Here is a 16,028-nt window from a genome sequence, read left to right on the forward strand (position 1 = left end):
AAAAAGGCCCCGGCGTAAGTCAGGGCCTTTTTCTATTTTTGCACCGTGCAAAACACCTCTTATCTTACACCAGAAGCTATTTCTACTTTCATCCATACGGCTCTGGCCGAAGATGTAGGAGATGGTGACCATTCATCCCTGGCAGCCATTCCGGCTGAAGCGCGCAACCGCGCTAAGCTTTTGGTTAAGGGCGAAGGCATGCTGGCGGGCGTAGAGCTAGCCCAATTGATCTTTCGGGAGGCAGATGCTAGCTTAGCCATAGAACTGCGGCTCGCCGATGGCGCACCCGTAAAGCACGGTGATATTGCCTTCACCGTTGAAGGTCCTGCCCGCAGCATTCTGACGGCCGAGCGTTTGGTGCTTAATTGCATGCAACGGATGAGCGGCATCGCCACGCATACCGCTTACCTGACTAGCTTGATTGCGGGCACAAAAGCCAAACTGCTCGATACGCGCAAAACTACCCCCAACTTTCGGGTGTGCGAGAAGTGGGCTGTGCTCATCGGCGGCGGCGTAAACCACCGCTACGGGTTGTTCGATATGATCATGCTCAAGGATAACCACGTGGACTACGCCGGTGGTATTCGCGCGGCTATTGAGGCTACCCAAGCGTACCTAGCCCGCACGGGCCGCCAGTTGCCAATCGTTATTGAGACCCGTACGCTAGCCGAAGTACAGCAAGTGCTTGACACGGGTAGTGTCGACCGAATTATGCTCGATAATATGTCACCTGAGTTGATGCACGAAGCCGTAACGCTTATTGACGGGCGCTATCCTACGGAAGCATCAGGCGGTATTACGGAGCAAACTATTGCCGCGGTAGCTGCCAGCGGCGTAGACTACATCTCGGTTGGGGCGCTCACGCACTCGGCCGGTATCATGGATTTAAGCTTAAAAGCCTTTTAAATGTGTTGAGTGGTCGAAGTGCGGATCAGTTGGGTGTTGCTTCCCATAAATAAGAAGTACGCATGCCTAGCATCTTCCCTTAGTTCATCATCCCATCAGCAAACCAGCACACGCAGAAATCAGCACATCATCTTATGATGCAACCCCCTACTAACCAGCGCGGATTCCGCCAGGCGCAAGGTCCTTCGCCGCTCGCTATTCGCACCAAAAAAAATCAACTCGATACCAATACCTACACCCGCATGGCCATGGCCCAGGTGTGGCGGAAAGAATGGTGGTATGCCCTTATTCCATTGGCCATTGGGTTAGCTCCTGCCCTTATCTGGCATTCCTGGTGGTGGGTCCTGCTCGCGCTTGTGCTGGTACTACTGTTCGTGCTGCTACGCTCGGCACAGGTGACAGGCGTAACACAAATGGAACAGAGCAAACCGCTATTCGAACGGTTGAGCTACGAAATAGACCAGCGTCAGATCTTACTTCGCCGCAATGAGCGCGAAGGCATGAACCTAAGCTGGGACATGATTGGGCGTGCAGTGCGTGAGCCCGATGCGTTTGTTCTTTACCTGAAGCAGGGAGAAGCTCCGGCTGACCTAGCCGGATGGCGCCGTTGGATTGCTACGACGTTCGACGTGCCTGTATTTTTGCACCTACCGATTCGCATCTTCAACTCACCCAATGATATAAAGCTGTTTGACTCGATGTTGCGCCGTAAAAACTTGTTGCCGGTAGCTCCAGTAGCTTCGAGTGCTCCGGCAGCGTAACTTTCAGCTTTGCTAGGCGGTATCTTTAACTAGTTGAATGGCTACACGATAAGAACCTACTGCGTTAGGTGAGTCACCATTCGCTAGTTAACTGTCAATTTCTGAATAACTTAACCATTCAATGAATTTCACTAATGACTAAGAACCTTCTGCTTTCAGGATTGGCTCTTGCTACTTTGGCACTGAACGCGTGCAGCAGCGAACCTTCCGATTGGCGCCCCGATAAAAAAGTGTCGGTTGACATGATTGCGCCCGGTACTCGCCCAGAAGAAGACTTCGACGCAGAGGCTGATCCGAACCAAGCTAAAGGCGGTGCTATTGCTGAGCCAATTAGCTCACATGCTACACTCGACCGCCGCGCTAAGCCTTCGGCTGAGCAAGCTACTTCTGCTAACGCCGAAGAAGTAATGCGCACCAAAGACAAAACGAACGCGAGCCAGGTAAAAGCCAAGCCTAGCCAAGAAGATACGACCAAGGGCGGCCACGAGGTGCAGCGCTAAACCAAGAATGTTAGTGCGTACGAAAAAGCTAGCTTTTGTCGGGCTGATGATAGCAATGGCTACTGGACTCGTGAGCTGCGACTCAAAGCCTGCGGCTACAACCGACCAAGCCACTACTCCCGCGGCCCAAGCGCCGGTCAGCCAAGTTGCTGCGTACCGATGCCCCATGGGCTGCGAGGGAAGTGCCAGCAACAAGCCAGGCAAATGCCCGGTATGCGAAATGGAACTGGAGCGGAACCCCGACTATAAAGCCACCGCTACTGCCGCCCCTGACTCCTTGTAGAGCGCAGACCATTACTTAAGTCTTCTTTTTTGTAACATTGTTGCATGAAAGCAGATTAAGTAATGGTCTGTGTTTTTGCTGGGAGCTAACCCGGCTAATATCCTTTTTAATAGTTAAGTACATGTGGTTTGCCGTTTTGCTGTTGTTCTGCACCGTGTTAGGGGCTGGTTTGCTAACTCGGTTAATGCCAACAGCGCGTACTACATGGATGAAGCCGCTGCTAGCCTTTAGCGGCGCTTATCTTTTTACGCTTACCATTATCCACCTTCTGCCTGAAGCGCTGGTGCTTTCACCTCGCCAAGGCCACCGGATCGGGTACTTCATCTTGGCGGGCTTCTTTGGGCAACTACTGCTAGAAGTATTTTCGCAAGGTGTTGAGCATGGGCACATTCATCACCATACCAGCCATGCTGGCCGCGTCCCGTTTTTTTTACTGTTTTCGCTGGTAATCCATTCCTTTCTGGAAGGAAGTATTTTGGTGCGCACGCCCGCACTCAACACGTCAACAACGCAGAACTTCTATGCCATCCTGACGGGCATTGCGTTGCACCACATTCCGGCGGCTTTCGCCCTGATGGCTGCCTTGCTCTTGCGTTTAGGGAGCTTCAATCGGGCTTTGCCCTACTTAATACTGTTTGCGTTAGCAGCTCCGTTCGGAATCGTGGTAAGTAACTACGTTGTGCTGAGTGAGTTGCTACAAGGTGGCTGGTACGCCGCTTTGCTGGGGTTGGTAGCAGGTAACTTCCTACATGTATCTACCACTATCCTCTTCGAAACTAGCCCCGAACACCGCCTCAATCTGCCCAAGCTAGCCGCTACGCTAGTGGGCACGTTGCTGGCACTGGCAGCCGACTGGGTATAGGCGAACTAGTTACACCTAGCTTTCGAGGGCTAGCGGCTTTCCAGCTCATGAATGCGTAGTAGTGCAACTGTGAAGGTTGGTAGCTCAAAACAGCCAATCGTCGGCTTCTAGGGTAGGACCGGAGCTGCGTAAGTGCCGCTCCAGCTGGGTCGCGCGGGCAGTTTGTAAGGCTAAGGCTTGCTGCAGGTGCAGCAGCCGGCGGCGCATGGCTAGGATAATATCGATTCCTTCTTTGTTGATGCCTAGGTCGTGGTGTAAGCGGGCTAGCCGCGCGAGGTGTTCGGGCTCGTCGCGAATGGAATCGGGGACTTCTGCGGCGCGCAGCAGACCTAGGTCCACAAACTCCCGCAGATCTTGCTCACTTAGGCCATAGGTAGCCGCGCAGTCGTGGTAGCTGATTGTGATGATGTGCGTTTCCATAGCAGATAGTGCTGAGGTAAGCTTCTGGATTGGGAAGCGAAACGAGCTATTCGCCGCGGAGAGCGGCTAGTTGTTGTACCAACTCTTTTTCCTGATTGCTAAGATTCTGGGGGAGTGTCAGCGTTAGGCGCAGGTATAAATCGCCAAACTGGCCCGCCTGTTTGTAGACGGGAAACCCTTTGCCGCGCAGCCGGAGCCGCGTACCGTTCTGGGTTTCAGGCTTAATTTTGATCTTGACGGGACCAGATAACGTGTCTACGATCTGCTCGCCGCCGAGTAGGGCTTTGTAAATGCTCACGGGCACTTCCATGGTCAGGTCGTGGTCGGTGCGCGTGTAGCGCGGGTCGGGTAAGATGCGGAACGTGATATACAAAGAGCCGTTGGGGCCCCCGTTGCGTCCTGGAGCACCTTGGTCGCGCAAGCGAATTGTCTGACCGTCTTCTACTCCGGGCTGTACAGTTAGGCGCAGATTTTTGCTGTTCACCGTGATAGTGCGCGGGCCACCTTTGTACGCTTCTTCTAGGGTAAGCTCTAGCTCGGCTTGGTAGTCTTGTCCGGCGCCAGGGCGAGTGCCACCACTGGCGCGGCCACCGCCCATACCCCCAAAGATAGAACTGAAGAAATCAGAAAAATCAGCTCCTTCGAAGCCGCCCGCATCGCCACCAAAACCGCCGAAGCCACCTGCTCCGCCCTGAGCATACTGCGACCAATCGAAGCCGCCAGTACTCTGGCCACGACCGGGCCCACCCGCTTGTTGATAGCGTTGCCAATCGGCACCTAGCTGATCGTATTTCTGCCGTTTCTCGTCGTCACTGAGAACTTCGTGCGCTTCGTTTACCTCCTTAAATTTCTGTTCAGCCTCCGGGTTGTTGGGGTTCACATCGGGGTGGTACTCGCGCGCTAGTTTGCGGTACGCCTTCTTGATCTGGTCTTTGGTGGCTGACTTATCCAGCCCCAGTATCTTGTAATAATCTTTGTAATCCACCGGCTGATGGGAGTTGGTTTGATGATGAGCCTAGATGCTGACCTAGATAGGGGTGGCAAAGCTACCATCCGTCTACCTAGGTCACTACAGCCAAATTAGCGCAGTCACTTTTTCAGTGGGTCATGCCCCCAGTTCATAAGAGAATAGCGCCACCGCGAATGCTCCACGTCGTGCGCGGGGCCTTGCGCTAGGTGTCGGCTAATATAAGAATGCACTTTGTGCATATGCTGCTCATCGGCATCTGTAATGTCTGCTTTCTTTTTGCGCAGAATCTCGATGATCTGTTCTCCCGACTTGTGACCGATGCTGGTGCCGTCGCCGCTGTCTTGCCCTACCGAGCTAGACTCCTCCGTTTTAAGCCATTTCTCTAGCTCAGCGGCCGTCATATTCACTTGTTCTTTGAATTCGGCGTAAATGTTGTCAGATGGTTGTTTGTCGCTCATAGTAGCAGAAAAGTTTACGGTGACGCCCTGAAGGGAGAGCTATTTTAACGTAAGCTCAGTAACGGGAGTTGCTGGCTTGTAGGAACCTAGGTAGCACGCACTGTACTCACTACTTGCTTCGTTACAGATACATATTCCACCCAACCGTTCTCTTATGAAAAACCCTTTAGTACGCACCTCTTGCTTGCTGCTGCTCCTTGGTAGCATCACCGCTACAGCCCACGCCCAAACCAAAGTAGCACCCCGCAAACCCGCTGCCCCCAAGCTGCGCATGGTGAGCAATGGGGCTACCATGAAGGATGGTGTAACAGTAAAAGAAGGTAAAGTGCTAGTGACGCAGCAGGGCCTCACCAGCTCGTTGACACAAGAAATGACGCTCACCAACGGCACCAAGATCAGCCCCGCCGGCGCTGTGACAATGGCCAATGGTTCCACCGTCACGATGCAGGAGGGCGACATGCTTTCCCTGAGCGGCCGGCTCACCACGGCAGCTATGAAAGCAGAACAGGATAGCTTGCTGATGGCTAGCAAGGAGCCAGCGAAAGGCAAGTCAAAAAAGAAGAAGTAAGCCGTCTAGCTAACCAACACAGAGCCCTCCCACGCGCGTCAACCTAGGTCGATGCGCGTGGGAGGGCTCTGTGTTGGTTCGTTGCGGAACCTTCCCTTGTCGAGGCCGTGGAGAAGCTAGCCATGCTCGGGCAGGGCATCGGTCGTATGACTACTAGTGCTGGGTGTAATCCTGCAAAATCAGGTTGGCTTCTGCGTCGTCTTTCGCCTCAACGACTTCATCCATCACAAACTGGATTTCGGGTTCGGTCCAGCCTTGGGCCTCTGCGGCCTTCACAAACAAGCCGAGCGCAACAAAGCGGCTAGCTGTGCTCGGTTGGGTCCATTTTACTTTTTTTCGAATACGCATGGGGAGATTAGTTGATAGCCAAAAGCTAGGGAGAAAAGCCGTGCGTTGGCTTTGAGGGTAAAAGGTGTGGCTAATTGCTGCCGTGCACAGCGTGTACTACTTTCAGCTGCACGGGCGCAACGCCAGCTTGAACCAAGCCAATCTTGCGGGCAGCCTTACGCGAGAGGTCGATAATACGGCCCTTCGCGTGCGGACCGCGGTCCGTTATCTTCACTTTAACGGAGCGGTGGTTACGCGGATTGGTCACGCGTACAATAGTCCCGAAGGGTAGCGTGTTATGTGCAGCCGTGCGTTTGCTGGGGCGGTAGCGGGCACCGCTAGCTGTCTTTCGCCCCTTAAACTTGTCGGCGTAGTAAGAGGCTTGGCCCGATTGCGTGAAAGCCTGGCGGCCACCTCCACAGCTGGCAAACAAGAACGCCCCGAGTAGAAGGAGGTAGCGCAAGGAAGCAAAAAAGGTCATTTAGGGCAAGAGCTAGTCGGCGCGAAAAAGGCTAAAAGGGCAGCAAGGCGCGTTAATTGCGCGGAGTCGCTGCCTTAGCCGGGATGCGTAAGGAAAGAAGATTCTGAAAATTACCCTGGAATACGTTGAAATCAACGGCTCCCCGAATGCCTGGCACATACGACTCGTCGCTGTGTTGCCAGATGATCCACTTCTCCTTGGGTAACGTGGGGCTAGCTACTTCGTAGTGCGCCAGCCACAACGGATAGTTGTCGAAGTGTCCGGCTAGGTGCCGTTGGTAAAAGCTGTAGTTGGAGTATAGGATGGGACGTACGCCATAGTGCCGCTCCATCAGACGAAGCCAAGTGGCTACGTTTCGGCGCAACTGAGCTACATCGTGGAACTCAGGCGCTTCTACATCCAGTACCGGGGGCAGATCGCCGGGGATAAGCGGTACGGTACGGGCAAACAAGCTAGCCTGCTTGGCGGCATTGTAGTTGGGCTGAAAGTAATGGTAAGCACCCCGCACAATACCTGCGGCGTGCGCATTGCGCCAATTACGCTGAAAGCGGGGGTCGCGGAGCGTAACGCCTTCGGTGGCTTTGATGAAGGCAAACTGCACCTGGTGGCTAGCTACCAGTTTCCAGTCGATGGTGCCTTGGTAGGCCGACACATCAATGCCATGCACGGAATAGCCCGGCAGTAAAGGACTTTTTTCATGGCCAGTGAGGCGGCTGCTCGTCAGGCTCGCATAGGTACGGCGCATGTAGCGGTTGAACTGCCGCCAGTGACGAGCATAGTAAGTCAAGCCCGCCAACAGCAACACCCCTAGGGCGAGCGGAAGCAAACGGCGCGGTGTGTTAGGGCGTTGGCGAGAAACGGGGCGGCGAGGTTGGTTCATCAGCTTTACCATCCCAAATATAACGTACTACCGCTGGGCTCTGGTGTCTATCACAAACCAAGACTTGTCGTATTATTCTAGAAAATAGAGCAAAGTCCGGATACCTAGGTGCTTTTTATGACCTTTGTTTTCGCAAAACCTTCGTCTGTATGGCTACTTCTCCCCATTTATCTGATGCTCGCGACGAGTCTGGCCGGCTTATCCGTGAGCTACACGGCGTGACCCTAGCACAGATAGTAGAGTACCTAGTAGCCCACTATGGTTGGGCCGAACTAGATCAGCGTATTCGCATTAATTGCTTCGCCGTAGATCCCAGCATCAAATCTAGCCTGACGTTCTTGCGCCGTACGCCGTGGGCACGCGCCAAAGTGGAAGAACTGTATATCCGCACCCGCTCGGAGGAAGTGTCCAAGAAGTAAGTAGCGAAGTAACAACAGTGCCTAGCCGTTTGCTTGCCCGCTTCTCGCTACAACTTTCATGAGTTTACCTTTCTCTATTTCATACTCTTACCATTCCACCAAATGGCTGATGTAGCACAAAAGTCGAGCGGCGCATCGTTGGTAGTGGGCTTTTTGCTGTTCTGCGTCTTCGAAACGGTGGCATATTATTTACTGCGCTTCGCTACGTCGGGCCTAGGTATGCCCGACCAAATGCAGCCAGAAAACACGATTGTCAGCAACTGGGTGAAAACGGTTGTGTTTTTACTTCTGCATTTGCTACTAGTGGTCGTGGCCGTGCTGGTGCTTAGCAACCGCCTACCCCGCCGCTACCGTGGGCAGGTAATGGGATGGTTTTATCTGTCGCTGCTCATGGGCTTTTTCCTGCTCATTCCGCTGTTCGGCTAGACTGGCCAAAAACAAAAAAGCCACTGCGCGGGCAGTGGCTGTGGTGAGACAAGGGGGCCGGTCGGTCCCGGCGTTATATATATAAATAGGAGCAGCTTAGCGCTGCTTGATTTCGATTTCACGCTGCTGGTTAGCAGGGTTCGTGTACGGAATACGTACGCGCAATTCATTCTCCTCGTGTATCGCATCGATGCGAGCTAGGTCGAGGTTAGCGGGCAGGTCAATGGTCTGCGCAAACAGCGGAGCAGCTAGCTGGTCGCCGGGCTGATGACGGTACTCGCAGTATACGGTTAGGCGGTTATTGTTGAGTACCACGTGGAAGTTCTCGGGACTAACCGAAGGAACGGCCACGCGTACCACTACGCCTTTGTCGCGCTTATCGACACGCAGCATAGCCTGAGCTGTACCACCACCCAACGTGTTGAGCAGGTCGAGTTGCGGGGCAATGTTGCGGATGAATTCTTGGCTTATCAACTTCATGGCTTTCGTCTCTCTTGTGATTGGTAAGTACTTAAAATCAAACGACGTACCAACCTTAAAACCCGTCTTTCTTGCATAGTATTGCGTCATATTGTCGGTAAATTTGCCCACGTATTATGTAAATTGTAGTCATAATGACAGGGGCAATTTGCCGCAAAACTGACGCTTAAAAATTGAGTATTTAAGGGTATATGCATAACAAAAGGCACCCGTTTTGGGTGCCTTTTGCACGAGAGTTTGCGTAAGAAAAAGCTAGCTCATGCACCCACGCCGGAGCCGTGCATCGCAGTACTAGCGCTGCCTGAGCCATTAGACTGAGCCAGGTTGCTGTCGAGCGAGCTAGCATCTGTGCTGTTCGATGTAGCACCGTTTTGCACCGGAATATCAGTCGCTTGCTGCCCCATGCGTTCTGAAAGCTGCCCGCTTGGGTTACTGCTATTTTGGCTGCCTCGCACCTGAATTTGATGACGCATCGTCTTCTTCTCGTCTTTGGGCACCGTCACGTGCAACACGCCGTCTTCAAATGATGCTTCAATCTTGCTAGGGTCAACCGTGTCGGGGAGCTGGAAGGACCGGCTGAAAGAGCCATACGAGCTTTCGACCACGTGGTAGCGCCGCTGATTTTGCTCGTTGCGGAACTGTCGCTCCCCTGCAATGGTCAAGCGGCCCTGGTGGAAGTCGACCTTGATATCTTCGCGCTTCAGACCTGGTAAGGCGGCCTCAATTTCGTAGCCCTTCTCGGTCTCGTAGGCATCTACCTGCGGAGAGAAGCTAGCTACGCGGCCGCGCGAGGCCAGCGAATCACTGAAGAAGCGGTCGAGCATGGAGCTGAAGCTTCCCGGCATCATGTCGGAAAACGAATCCTGATACTTCTGAATAGCCATGGTAAGTAGGTTATTTTAGCGTGTAAAACAGGGTGTCAACTGACGCCCATTCTACTTGCTTTGCTACTACCAGGTTTCACAAAAAAGAGCCTTTTGTAACTCCTCAAGGGACTTTTTTGGGCTTTTCAGTAAGAAAAAATTCTGCCACTACGGCATGCGCGAAGCTAGGTCAGTATTGCCAAGTAACGGGGGCAGTTTACGAGACGTTAGCACGAGTAGAGCTTCCTCCGAATCGAGTGGGGTACACCGCACCTGGTACGCTACCCGTGCGCCATCTGGCTGGGCAAGCTCAAATGCGGTGTCGGTGCGTTGGCCGGTCCGAAGCATCTCCGTGAGGCTAGCTAGCACGGGCTCCGCTGCCAACGGAGGCAGCACATCGGCTAGGTGATTTCCGATCAGCTGGTCGGCGGCCTGGCTGAGTAGAGAGTCGTCACCTAGCTTGGCATCGTGCACAAAGCCCATGCGGCTGGTCACTAGGATAGTGTCGGGCAGTGCTGTGAGCAGAGCCCGAACGCGGTGCTCGCTAGCGCGAATCCGGTCTTCTGCTTGGCGCCGCGCCGTGATATCAGCCCCGTAGCTAATCACCATGTCTAAGCTGCCATCGGCTCCGAATACGGGATAATAATAATATAGCCAGTAGCTAAGCGTACCATCAGGGCGGGGCGCCGTCTCTTCCCAACTCATCTGCCGCCGATTGCGCACAGCCTCTTCAAAGAGAAAGTGCCGTTGCTCAGCCATGGTGCGGCTGCGTTGCTGGCGCAGAAAGTACTGAAAATTATCTTTGCCAATGAGCCATTCACGCAGATCTGGGTCCCGAACCGCTTGATTATTAACGAACCGATAGCGGTGCGCAGCATCAAACACAGAAATATCAGCCGGCATATGGTTTAGGATAGCATTGTAGAACGCCTCCTGTTCCTGTAGGCGTTGCCGGGCTTCCTCCTGCAGGGTGATGTCTACGCTATGCCCTACGATCATCTGTAGCCGCCCGTCCTCGGTCTTTACGGGCTGCAAGCTCCGCATGAAGTAGCGCGGGACATCGGCATCGGTCGATTGCTCGATCCATTTTACGGGCAAGCCAGTTGTTGCTACTTGCTCGTAGTAGCGTTGGCGCTGCTGTTGCACATCACCTAGGTAAGGGGCCGACTTATCTGCGGCGAATCCTTTCCGCAGTCCTGGGTAAGCCGCTGCCTGTGCGTTAAGAAAAGTGTAGTGAGTGGCCGCATCCGTCGCAAATACTTCTGCGGGCAGTTGGTTCAGAACGGTTTCGTAGAAAGTCCGCTCGTGCTGTTGTTGTTCGCGCTGCTGTCGCACCTCCGTTACGTCGCGCAGGCGCAGCAAAAAGCCAATAGAAGCCACCGCATCTTGCGCCGCTTCACTAGTTGGCAGGTAGTCCCACGCCAGCGTCCGGCCATCAAGCATGAGCAGCTCCTGGTTCAGCACCTGTTGGCCACTCTGCCAGTGCTGCTGCACATTTAGTTGAAAGCCTGTTGGGTCGGCTGTTTGCTCCTGTAGCCAGTTGGCTATGTTGCGGATAGAATACCCTAGCCAGTTGCTAGCCGGGAGAGGCAAGCCAAACGCGTTGCAGCAATAATCATTAATCAGCGCCACCGTACCCCTTGGGTCGACTAGTAACAACCCTTCGGGCAAGTAGCTGGCAAACGTAGCCAAGCGAGCGGTAGCCGTTTGAGCAGCATAGGTAGCGTCATCTAGCGCCCGGCGTAGTTCTGTATTGCGTTGTTCCGCCTGAGCCAGTGCTGCTTGGCTGCGCGCTAGTTGCTCGGCCAGGGAACCGGATACAGTAGCAAAGGAATGGCCAGACGTGGGAGCGCCAGCGAACGAAGCCATCGAGGGCGGCTTAATAGCTCCCAGCGGCGGCCGCACATCCGCCGGAGAAGCATCCGGGACAGAGAATGGGCGATGCTGATCCATTGGTGTTGCGTAAACCAAATAGGTGGTACTGAATAGGGCAGAGCAAAAGGGAGCGGGGCAGGCAAACGGGTAATCGGGTACCTAGCATCATGCTTCAGGCCGAGGCTACAAGAGTCGTTAACAAAGGCCGTGTGAAGCATGATGATGGGTTACTGTTTGATAGGTAGGAGGGATGTAGAACGTGGCGTGCAGTTGCTGAGTAGAAGAATTTCAGTATTAAGATGGATTTGAGTAAGCAAATATAAGCAAAAATTAATATAAATGAATATTATATTAATCCTAGAATTATCAGATGAGTAGAAGCTTATTAGTAAGACGGTACGTAGAGTTGAGGGTAGGATGTAATGAGTTTAAAATTAGATAAAGTTAAGATAGTAGGCTAATCTGCGAACAAGTTTAGAGCGTAAAACTTACGGATAAGCTCAACTATGGTTAGCAACAAGTCCTCCCAAATATGATATTTTATCTATAGGCATCACTAACACAGACGCATTGCTCGAGCCAGATTGCTACCTAGGTTCAAACGGCGGTTCATCCATCTGAACCTAGGTGATGCTCTGCTACGGAAGAATTCTTACTGGCTTCTTGTCCTGATCAACAGCGACGAAAGTAAACAGACCTGCTACGGCTTTCTCCCGCTCTTCCGAGTACATCTGCTCCACAAATAGCTCCACGCGCACTTGCAGACTGGTGCTGCCGACTCTTACAACTGTGCCGATTAGCTCAACGAGCGTACCGCCGGGAATAGGATGCGTAAAATCGACACGTTCGGAAGAGACCGTTACCATTTTCAGCCGACTAAAGCGTGTGGCGGTGATGAATGCCACTTCGTCCATCATAAGCAGCGTAGTACCACCAAAAAGGGTATCGTAATGGTTGGTCGTATTCGGAAAAACAGCTTTAAAAATGCGAGTTTCAGAGCGTACTATCTTTTCGGCGAGTTCAGGAGTGGAAAGGTCGGTTTCGGCCATGAGGAAAGAAGGTAAAGTGAAAAAGGGTTGGTTGCACAAGCAAGAACGAACAAGAACTGTTTGACTACGCCCAAGAAAATTAGGCGAGAATAGCCATGGATGAGGCTTGTTGCGTATTGTACATCTTTCCGAATCCTAGATAATATGAAGACGCCCAGCGCTTACGATCTGCTCAAAGTATCAACTCGTTCTCCGAAGGATTGCCACAAAGAAGCAGCCGTCCGCGACATGGAGCGAATCCGGCAGGAGTTGATCGAACTGCAAAAACGACTCTATGCCGAAAACCGCCGCAGCGTGCTGATTGTCCTACAAGGTATGGATGCCAGTGGCAAGGATGGACTAATTCGGAAAGTGTTCAGCGGCCTCAATCCGCAAGGCATCACAGTTCATTCCTTTAAAGAGCCCACCAAGGAGGAACTGGCGCACGACTTTTTGTGGCGCGTACACGCCCAGACGCCTGGCCGCGGCATGATCCAGATATTCAACCGCTCGCACTACGAAGATGTACTCGTGACGCGCGTGACGGGGATTATCGATGACAAAGAGGCTAAGCGGCGATTTGCACATATCAACGCCTTTGAAAAGCTATTGCAGGATGCGGGCACAACCGTGTTGAAATTCTACTTACACGTTTCGGAAGATGCGCAGCGCAAGCGCCTTGCCGAGCGCGTCAGCGACCCTGCTAAGCAGTGGAAGTACGAGTCTGGTGATGAAGACAAAGCCAAACAGTGGCCCCAGTACCGCGACGTGTACGAAGACGTATTTAAGCATTGCAGCCCGGACTCCTGCCCATGGCACTTAGTGCCCGCCGACCAAAATTGGTACAAGGCGTACTTTGTCGCCAATGAACTCCGCGATACGCTCCGCAAGCTAGATCCGCAGTATCCGCCGTCTAAGTATGAGCGTCCAGCGTAGGGCCGCTGGTGCCTGATTGAGTTTAGCAAGTCAGCTGGTTACGCCGACCTAGCCCGCTTCGGTGCACATCTACATCCGCTAAAGCCACTTACCGAATAGAGCCTTGCTACGTCGTAGCAAGGCTCTATTCGGTAAGTGGCACCTAGGTAGGATCCTGTTGGTATCGGGCTAATAAGCAATTTGCTGTGCTACTTCCAACAAGGTCTTACCGGTGTAGGTTGGTGCTGGAGCAAGTGGATAGAGCGTTTGGTTGGGCCGGGCAACAAAACCGGCTTTCAGACCGGCACACAACGCGCCAGCCACATCCCAGCCGTGCGCAGCAATCATGATAGCTTCTTCAGGAGCAACGCCTACCTGCCGCGCTGCCGTATGATAGGTTTCAGGGTGAGGCTTATAGCGTTGAATGCTATCAATGCTTAACCCTTGCTCAAAGTAGCCGATGATACCGGCATGCTGTAGCTGCTGATCGAGCACAGATTTAGGAGAATTGGTGAGCGCAATGAGCCGATAGCCTGCCTGTAAAAGGTGCTCCAAGCCGGCTGGTACGTCAGGGTAGGCATCCAGCTGCTGCATAAGCGCTATAATTTCCTGCTTCTTGCTCAGTTTGAGCGGCTTCTCTTCTAACATAGCCGCAGTCATATCCAGTGCGGCCTCTCCGATTATATTGAAAGGATGATAGTTAGTTGTAACAGTGTCCACCAAAGAATGCTGCAACAACAGCAAAAACCATTGGTCGAAGGCTTGCTTGTTGCCGAAGGCCTTAATGACAGCCTTTTTTACCTTACTCATATCGAGCAAGGTGCCATTGACATCAAGGAAAATTACTTTGGCAGAGCGGGTGACTGGTGCAAAGTGCGGCGTTAGCGATAGAGAAGTGGGCATGGCGACCGTTAGTATAGAAAATGGCTATGCTCTTGCTATTATCCTGAACCGAGTAGTAGTAACTGCCGCAACAGAACAGTAGTGCTAAACAGGGCAGATACTTAGGTGTAAAAGAAGAGCCTTACGTAGTATAAGTACGTGACAACCTTTTAAAGAGGCAATGATGTACATGTGTACACTGTTATCTTTTACTTTATCCAAAACCTGACACTGTCGAAGCAGTTGCTTACTTAGAATTTGAACTGCTTATGAAGACCTGGTTGATGTTACTCATCGCTATTGTAGCGGAAACTGTTGCCACTTCGGCGCTCAAAGCCTCTAATGGGTTTACGAAGCTGTTGCCTAGTATCCTGGTCGTTGTAGGGTATTGTACAGCCTTTTACTTTCTCAGCATTGCCTTGCGTACTATCCCTGTTGGTACTGCCTATGCTATCTGGTCAGGGATTGGTATTGTCTTAGTGACGTTGGTTGGAGTAGTACTCTATAAGCAATTACCAGACGCAGCCACCCTAGTGGGGATGGGGCTAATCGTCGCGGGAGTCATCGTTATCAACCTACTTGGGAAGTCGGTTGGGCATTAATCGGTGTACACACGTAAATCATTGCCTTAAAAGATGGATATAACACCCAATGTGTATCTTAGAAGACCTAGGATACACATCGGGTGCAGCTGCTTATCCCTTCCAAGTGCCAAATTTACCAGCGCGATATTCACTGTAAGCCTGCTCGATCTCTTCGGATGTATTCATTACGAAGGGACCGTACGCCACAATCGGTTCGTTGAAGGGCTGAGCATGCCCTAGGAGGACAACGGCATCGCTAAGGGCTTCTAAGTGCAAATCGTCGCCATCGTAGTTGAATTCTACGAGGCGGCGCGCCGTGGTTTCTTGCCCATTGACCCGCAGTTGACCCCGAATGGTGTAAAAGAAAATAGTGTGGCTAGCTGGAATGGTTAGCTCAAGCTTGCCACCCGCTTGCAACTCAATAGTAGCTAGCTGAACGTCTGCCAAGGGTTGAATAGCGCCTTTCGTGCCGTTCCATTCGCCCGACACCGCATGGACTTGCACGCGGCCATCGTCGAGTGTGATGGTTGGTATTTCGGGTGTTTGCAAGCCAATATACCGGGGCTCCGTGAGCTTATCCTTAGCTGGTAGGTTGACCCAAAGCTGAAGAATTTCTAAGTCGCCACCCGTCCGTTTGAAGGCGGGAGACGATATTTCCGCGTGAATTAGACCGCTGCCAGCCGTCATCCATTGGATACCGCCAGCCTCAATGATGCTTTCATGGCCGCCGGTATCTTGGTGCATGATGTCGCCGGCCAGGATGAATGTCACGGTTTCGAAGCCTCGGTGCGGGTGCGGACCGAAAGGTAGGCCGCGGTTGTTGGGCGCATACCGTTGCGGACCATGATGGTTCAAAAATAGGAATGGATCCAGGTGTTCCACCGATTGGGTGGGCAAGGCACGGTAGGTAACCAAGTTGTCGATAGGAGCATTGACGGCCTGGTGCTGTTGCTTAATGGTACGCATAGCAATATCAGTTCTAAAGCGAAAGAAGGTTATGCCAATACTACGGACCCCAACAGATAGTTTTCAGAAACTAAGCTAGCTAGGTTGCTTCTTGCTCAACAACGCGTAGCGGCCGGTGCGAAAAAGGCGAAGAGTATTTGAAGTACGATTGATGGTCAGTTTGACTTACAAACT

General features: G+C 52.6%; 22 protein-coding genes. 10 read left to right on the forward strand and 12 right to left on the reverse strand.

The window, feature by feature from the left end; all coding sequences use genetic code 11:
* Positions 1-45 precede the first annotated feature (45 nt).
* The 5 genes from nadC (at position 46) to SD425_RS00490 (ending at position 3,312) form a co-directional block, all read left to right on the forward strand.
* Positions 46-906 (forward strand): carboxylating nicotinate-nucleotide diphosphorylase, encoded by an 861-nt coding sequence (nadC, locus tag SD425_RS00470; protein ID WP_324674266.1) that lies wholly within the window; start codon positions 46-48, stop codon positions 904-906.
* A 134-nt stretch (positions 907-1,040) separates the two neighbouring features.
* The gene (locus SD425_RS00475; protein WP_324674268.1) at positions 1,041-1,667 is read left to right on the forward strand and encodes a hypothetical protein; all 627 of its coding nucleotides are present in this window, start codon (positions 1,041-1,043) and stop codon (positions 1,665-1,667) included.
* A gap of 134 nt (positions 1,668-1,801) precedes the next feature.
* The gene (locus SD425_RS00480; protein WP_324674270.1) at positions 1,802-2,167 is read left to right on the forward strand and encodes a hypothetical protein; all 366 of its coding nucleotides are present in this window, start codon (positions 1,802-1,804) and stop codon (positions 2,165-2,167) included.
* 13 nt (positions 2,168-2,180) lie between these two features.
* Positions 2,181-2,450, forward strand: a complete 270-nt coding sequence (locus SD425_RS00485) for a heavy metal-binding domain-containing protein (protein ID WP_324674272.1) — start codon at positions 2,181-2,183, stop codon at positions 2,448-2,450.
* Positions 2,451-2,658: 208 nt separating this feature from the next.
* Complete coding sequence (locus tag SD425_RS00490) at positions 2,659-3,312, forward strand: ZIP family metal transporter (protein WP_324674274.1); 654 nt, start codon at positions 2,659-2,661, stop codon at positions 3,310-3,312.
* An 84-nt stretch (positions 3,313-3,396) separates the two neighbouring features.
* Here SD425_RS00490 and SD425_RS00495 read toward each other — a convergent pair whose 3' ends face one another.
* The 3 genes from SD425_RS00495 to SD425_RS00505 all read right to left on the reverse strand — a co-directional run bounded on the left by SD425_RS00495 (position 3,397) and on the right by SD425_RS00505 (position 5,160).
* Positions 3,397-3,732 carry a chaperone modulator CbpM gene (locus SD425_RS00495; RefSeq protein ID WP_324674276.1) on the reverse strand — a complete coding sequence of 112 codons (336 nt, stop codon included), beginning with the start codon at positions 3,730-3,732 and terminating at the stop codon, positions 3,397-3,399.
* 46 nt (positions 3,733-3,778) lie between these two features.
* Positions 3,779-4,717, reverse strand: a complete 939-nt coding sequence (locus tag SD425_RS00500) for a J domain-containing protein (protein WP_324674279.1) — start codon at positions 4,715-4,717, stop codon at positions 3,779-3,781.
* A 104-nt stretch (positions 4,718-4,821) separates the two neighbouring features.
* Entirely contained in the window at positions 4,822-5,160 is a 339-nt protein-coding gene (locus SD425_RS00505; RefSeq protein WP_324674281.1) for a DUF3140 domain-containing protein, read from the reverse strand.
* Between the two features lie 154 nt (positions 5,161-5,314).
* On the opposite strand from SD425_RS00505, the gene SD425_RS00510 reads away from it, so the two are divergent.
* Positions 5,315-5,728, forward strand: coding sequence for a DUF6799 domain-containing protein (locus tag SD425_RS00510; protein ID WP_324674283.1), 414 nt, complete (start codon positions 5,315-5,317; stop codon positions 5,726-5,728).
* A 153-nt stretch (positions 5,729-5,881) separates the two neighbouring features.
* On the opposite strand, the gene SD425_RS00515 is transcribed toward SD425_RS00510, so the two are convergent.
* The 3 genes from SD425_RS00515 to SD425_RS00525 form a co-directional block, all read right to left on the reverse strand.
* The gene (locus SD425_RS00515) at positions 5,882-6,076 is read right to left on the reverse strand and encodes a hypothetical protein (RefSeq protein WP_324674285.1); all 195 of its coding nucleotides are present in this window, start codon (positions 6,074-6,076) and stop codon (positions 5,882-5,884) included.
* Between the two features lie 70 nt (positions 6,077-6,146).
* On the reverse strand, positions 6,147-6,536 hold the full coding sequence (locus SD425_RS00520; protein WP_324674287.1) for a septal ring lytic transglycosylase RlpA family protein: 390 nt from the start codon (positions 6,534-6,536) through the stop codon (positions 6,147-6,149).
* A gap of 52 nt (positions 6,537-6,588) precedes the next feature.
* Complete coding sequence (locus SD425_RS00525) at positions 6,589-7,416, reverse strand: glycoside hydrolase family 25 protein (protein WP_324674289.1); 828 nt, start codon at positions 7,414-7,416, stop codon at positions 6,589-6,591.
* Positions 7,417-7,565: 149 nt separating this feature from the next.
* Between SD425_RS00525 and SD425_RS00530 the strand changes: the two genes are divergently transcribed.
* Together SD425_RS00530 and SD425_RS00535 are read left to right on the forward strand one after the other, a co-directional pair.
* Positions 7,566-7,835 (forward strand): VF530 family protein, encoded by a 270-nt coding sequence (locus SD425_RS00530; protein WP_324674291.1) that lies wholly within the window; start codon positions 7,566-7,568, stop codon positions 7,833-7,835.
* 102 nt (positions 7,836-7,937) lie between these two features.
* Complete coding sequence (locus tag SD425_RS00535; protein ID WP_324674293.1) at positions 7,938-8,261, forward strand: hypothetical protein; 324 nt, start codon at positions 7,938-7,940, stop codon at positions 8,259-8,261.
* A gap of 96 nt (positions 8,262-8,357) precedes the next feature.
* Here the strand turns inward: SD425_RS00535 and SD425_RS00540 are convergent, their stop codons facing one another.
* The 4 genes from SD425_RS00540 to SD425_RS00555 all read right to left on the reverse strand — a co-directional run bounded on the left by SD425_RS00540 (position 8,358) and on the right by SD425_RS00555 (position 12,528).
* Complete coding sequence (locus tag SD425_RS00540; protein WP_324674295.1) at positions 8,358-8,741, reverse strand: Hsp20 family protein; 384 nt, start codon at positions 8,739-8,741, stop codon at positions 8,358-8,360.
* 257 nt (positions 8,742-8,998) lie between these two features.
* On the reverse strand, positions 8,999-9,625 hold the full coding sequence (locus tag SD425_RS00545) for an Hsp20/alpha crystallin family protein (RefSeq protein WP_324674297.1): 627 nt from the start codon (positions 9,623-9,625) through the stop codon (positions 8,999-9,001).
* 147 nt (positions 9,626-9,772) lie between these two features.
* Positions 9,773-11,557, reverse strand: a complete 1,785-nt coding sequence (locus tag SD425_RS00550; protein WP_324674299.1) for a PAS domain-containing protein — start codon at positions 11,555-11,557, stop codon at positions 9,773-9,775.
* A 560-nt stretch (positions 11,558-12,117) separates the two neighbouring features.
* Positions 12,118-12,528, reverse strand: a complete 411-nt coding sequence (locus SD425_RS00555; protein ID WP_324674301.1) for an acyl-CoA thioesterase — start codon at positions 12,526-12,528, stop codon at positions 12,118-12,120.
* Between the two features lie 144 nt (positions 12,529-12,672).
* Here SD425_RS00555 and SD425_RS00560 point away from each other — a divergent pair, with 144 nt between their 5' ends.
* Positions 12,673-13,443, forward strand: a complete 771-nt coding sequence (locus SD425_RS00560) for a PPK2 family polyphosphate kinase (protein WP_324674303.1) — start codon at positions 12,673-12,675, stop codon at positions 13,441-13,443.
* Positions 13,444-13,611: 168 nt separating this feature from the next.
* Here SD425_RS00560 and SD425_RS00565 read toward each other — a convergent pair whose 3' ends face one another.
* Positions 13,612-14,325 carry a haloacid dehalogenase type II gene (locus tag SD425_RS00565; protein WP_324674305.1) on the reverse strand — a complete coding sequence of 238 codons (714 nt, stop codon included), beginning with the start codon at positions 14,323-14,325 and terminating at the stop codon, positions 13,612-13,614.
* A gap of 248 nt (positions 14,326-14,573) precedes the next feature.
* On the opposite strand from SD425_RS00565, the gene SD425_RS00570 reads away from it, so the two are divergent.
* Entirely contained in the window at positions 14,574-14,906 is a 333-nt protein-coding gene (locus tag SD425_RS00570) for a multidrug efflux SMR transporter (protein ID WP_324674307.1), read from the forward strand.
* 93 nt (positions 14,907-14,999) lie between these two features.
* Here SD425_RS00570 and SD425_RS00575 read toward each other — a convergent pair whose 3' ends face one another.
* Positions 15,000-15,854, reverse strand: a complete 855-nt coding sequence (locus SD425_RS00575; RefSeq protein WP_324674309.1) for a pirin family protein — start codon at positions 15,852-15,854, stop codon at positions 15,000-15,002.
* Positions 15,855-16,028: the final 174 nt, after the last annotated feature.

It is taken from the genome of Hymenobacter sp. GOD-10R, from assembly GCF_035609205.1.
Taxonomy (GTDB): Bacteria; Bacteroidota; Bacteroidia; order Cytophagales; family Hymenobacteraceae; genus Hymenobacter.

Bases quoted from the DNA above. Each gene is read 5' to 3' on its own strand.
- SD425_RS00475 (WP_324674268.1), top strand. From the start codon at position 1,041: ATGATGCAACCCCCTACTAACCAGCGCGGATTCCGCCAGGCGCAAGGT.
- SD425_RS00480 (WP_324674270.1), top strand. From the start codon at position 1,802: ATGACTAAGAACCTTCTGCTTTCAGGATTGGCTCTTGCTACTTTGGCA.
- SD425_RS00490 (WP_324674274.1), top strand. From the start codon at position 2,659: ATGAAGCCGCTGCTAGCCTTTAGCGGCGCTTATCTTTTTACGCTTACC.
- SD425_RS00495 (WP_324674276.1), bottom strand. From the start codon at position 3,732: ATGGAAACGCACATCATCACAATCAGCTACCACGACTGCGCGGCTACC.
- SD425_RS00505 (WP_324674281.1), bottom strand. From the start codon at position 5,160: ATGAGCGACAAACAACCATCTGACAACATTTACGCCGAATTCAAAGAA.
- SD425_RS00510 (WP_324674283.1), top strand. From the start codon at position 5,315: ATGAAAAACCCTTTAGTACGCACCTCTTGCTTGCTGCTGCTCCTTGGT.
- SD425_RS00515 (WP_324674285.1), bottom strand. From the start codon at position 6,076: ATGCGTATTCGAAAAAAAGTAAAATGGACCCAACCGAGCACAGCTAGC.
- SD425_RS00520 (WP_324674287.1), bottom strand. From the start codon at position 6,536: ATGACCTTTTTTGCTTCCTTGCGCTACCTCCTTCTACTCGGGGCGTTC.
- SD425_RS00525 (WP_324674289.1), bottom strand. From the start codon at position 7,416: ATGAACCAACCTCGCCGCCCCGTTTCTCGCCAACGCCCTAACACACCG.
- SD425_RS00530 (WP_324674291.1), top strand. From the start codon at position 7,566: ATGGCTACTTCTCCCCATTTATCTGATGCTCGCGACGAGTCTGGCCGG.
- SD425_RS00535 (WP_324674293.1), top strand. From the start codon at position 7,938: ATGGCTGATGTAGCACAAAAGTCGAGCGGCGCATCGTTGGTAGTGGGC.
- SD425_RS00540 (WP_324674295.1), bottom strand. From the start codon at position 8,741: ATGAAGTTGATAAGCCAAGAATTCATCCGCAACATTGCCCCGCAACTC.
- SD425_RS00545 (WP_324674297.1), bottom strand. From the start codon at position 9,625: ATGGCTATTCAGAAGTATCAGGATTCGTTTTCCGACATGATGCCGGGA.
- SD425_RS00550 (WP_324674299.1), bottom strand. From the start codon at position 11,557: ATGGATCAGCATCGCCCATTCTCTGTCCCGGATGCTTCTCCGGCGGAT.
- SD425_RS00555 (WP_324674301.1), bottom strand. From the start codon at position 12,528: ATGGCCGAAACCGACCTTTCCACTCCTGAACTCGCCGAAAAGATAGTA.
- SD425_RS00560 (WP_324674303.1), top strand. From the start codon at position 12,673: ATGAAGACGCCCAGCGCTTACGATCTGCTCAAAGTATCAACTCGTTCT.
- SD425_RS00565 (WP_324674305.1), bottom strand. From the start codon at position 14,325: ATGCCCACTTCTCTATCGCTAACGCCGCACTTTGCACCAGTCACCCGC.
- SD425_RS00570 (WP_324674307.1), top strand. From the start codon at position 14,574: ATGAAGACCTGGTTGATGTTACTCATCGCTATTGTAGCGGAAACTGTT.
- SD425_RS00575 (WP_324674309.1), bottom strand. From the start codon at position 15,854: ATGCGTACCATTAAGCAACAGCACCAGGCCGTCAATGCTCCTATCGAC.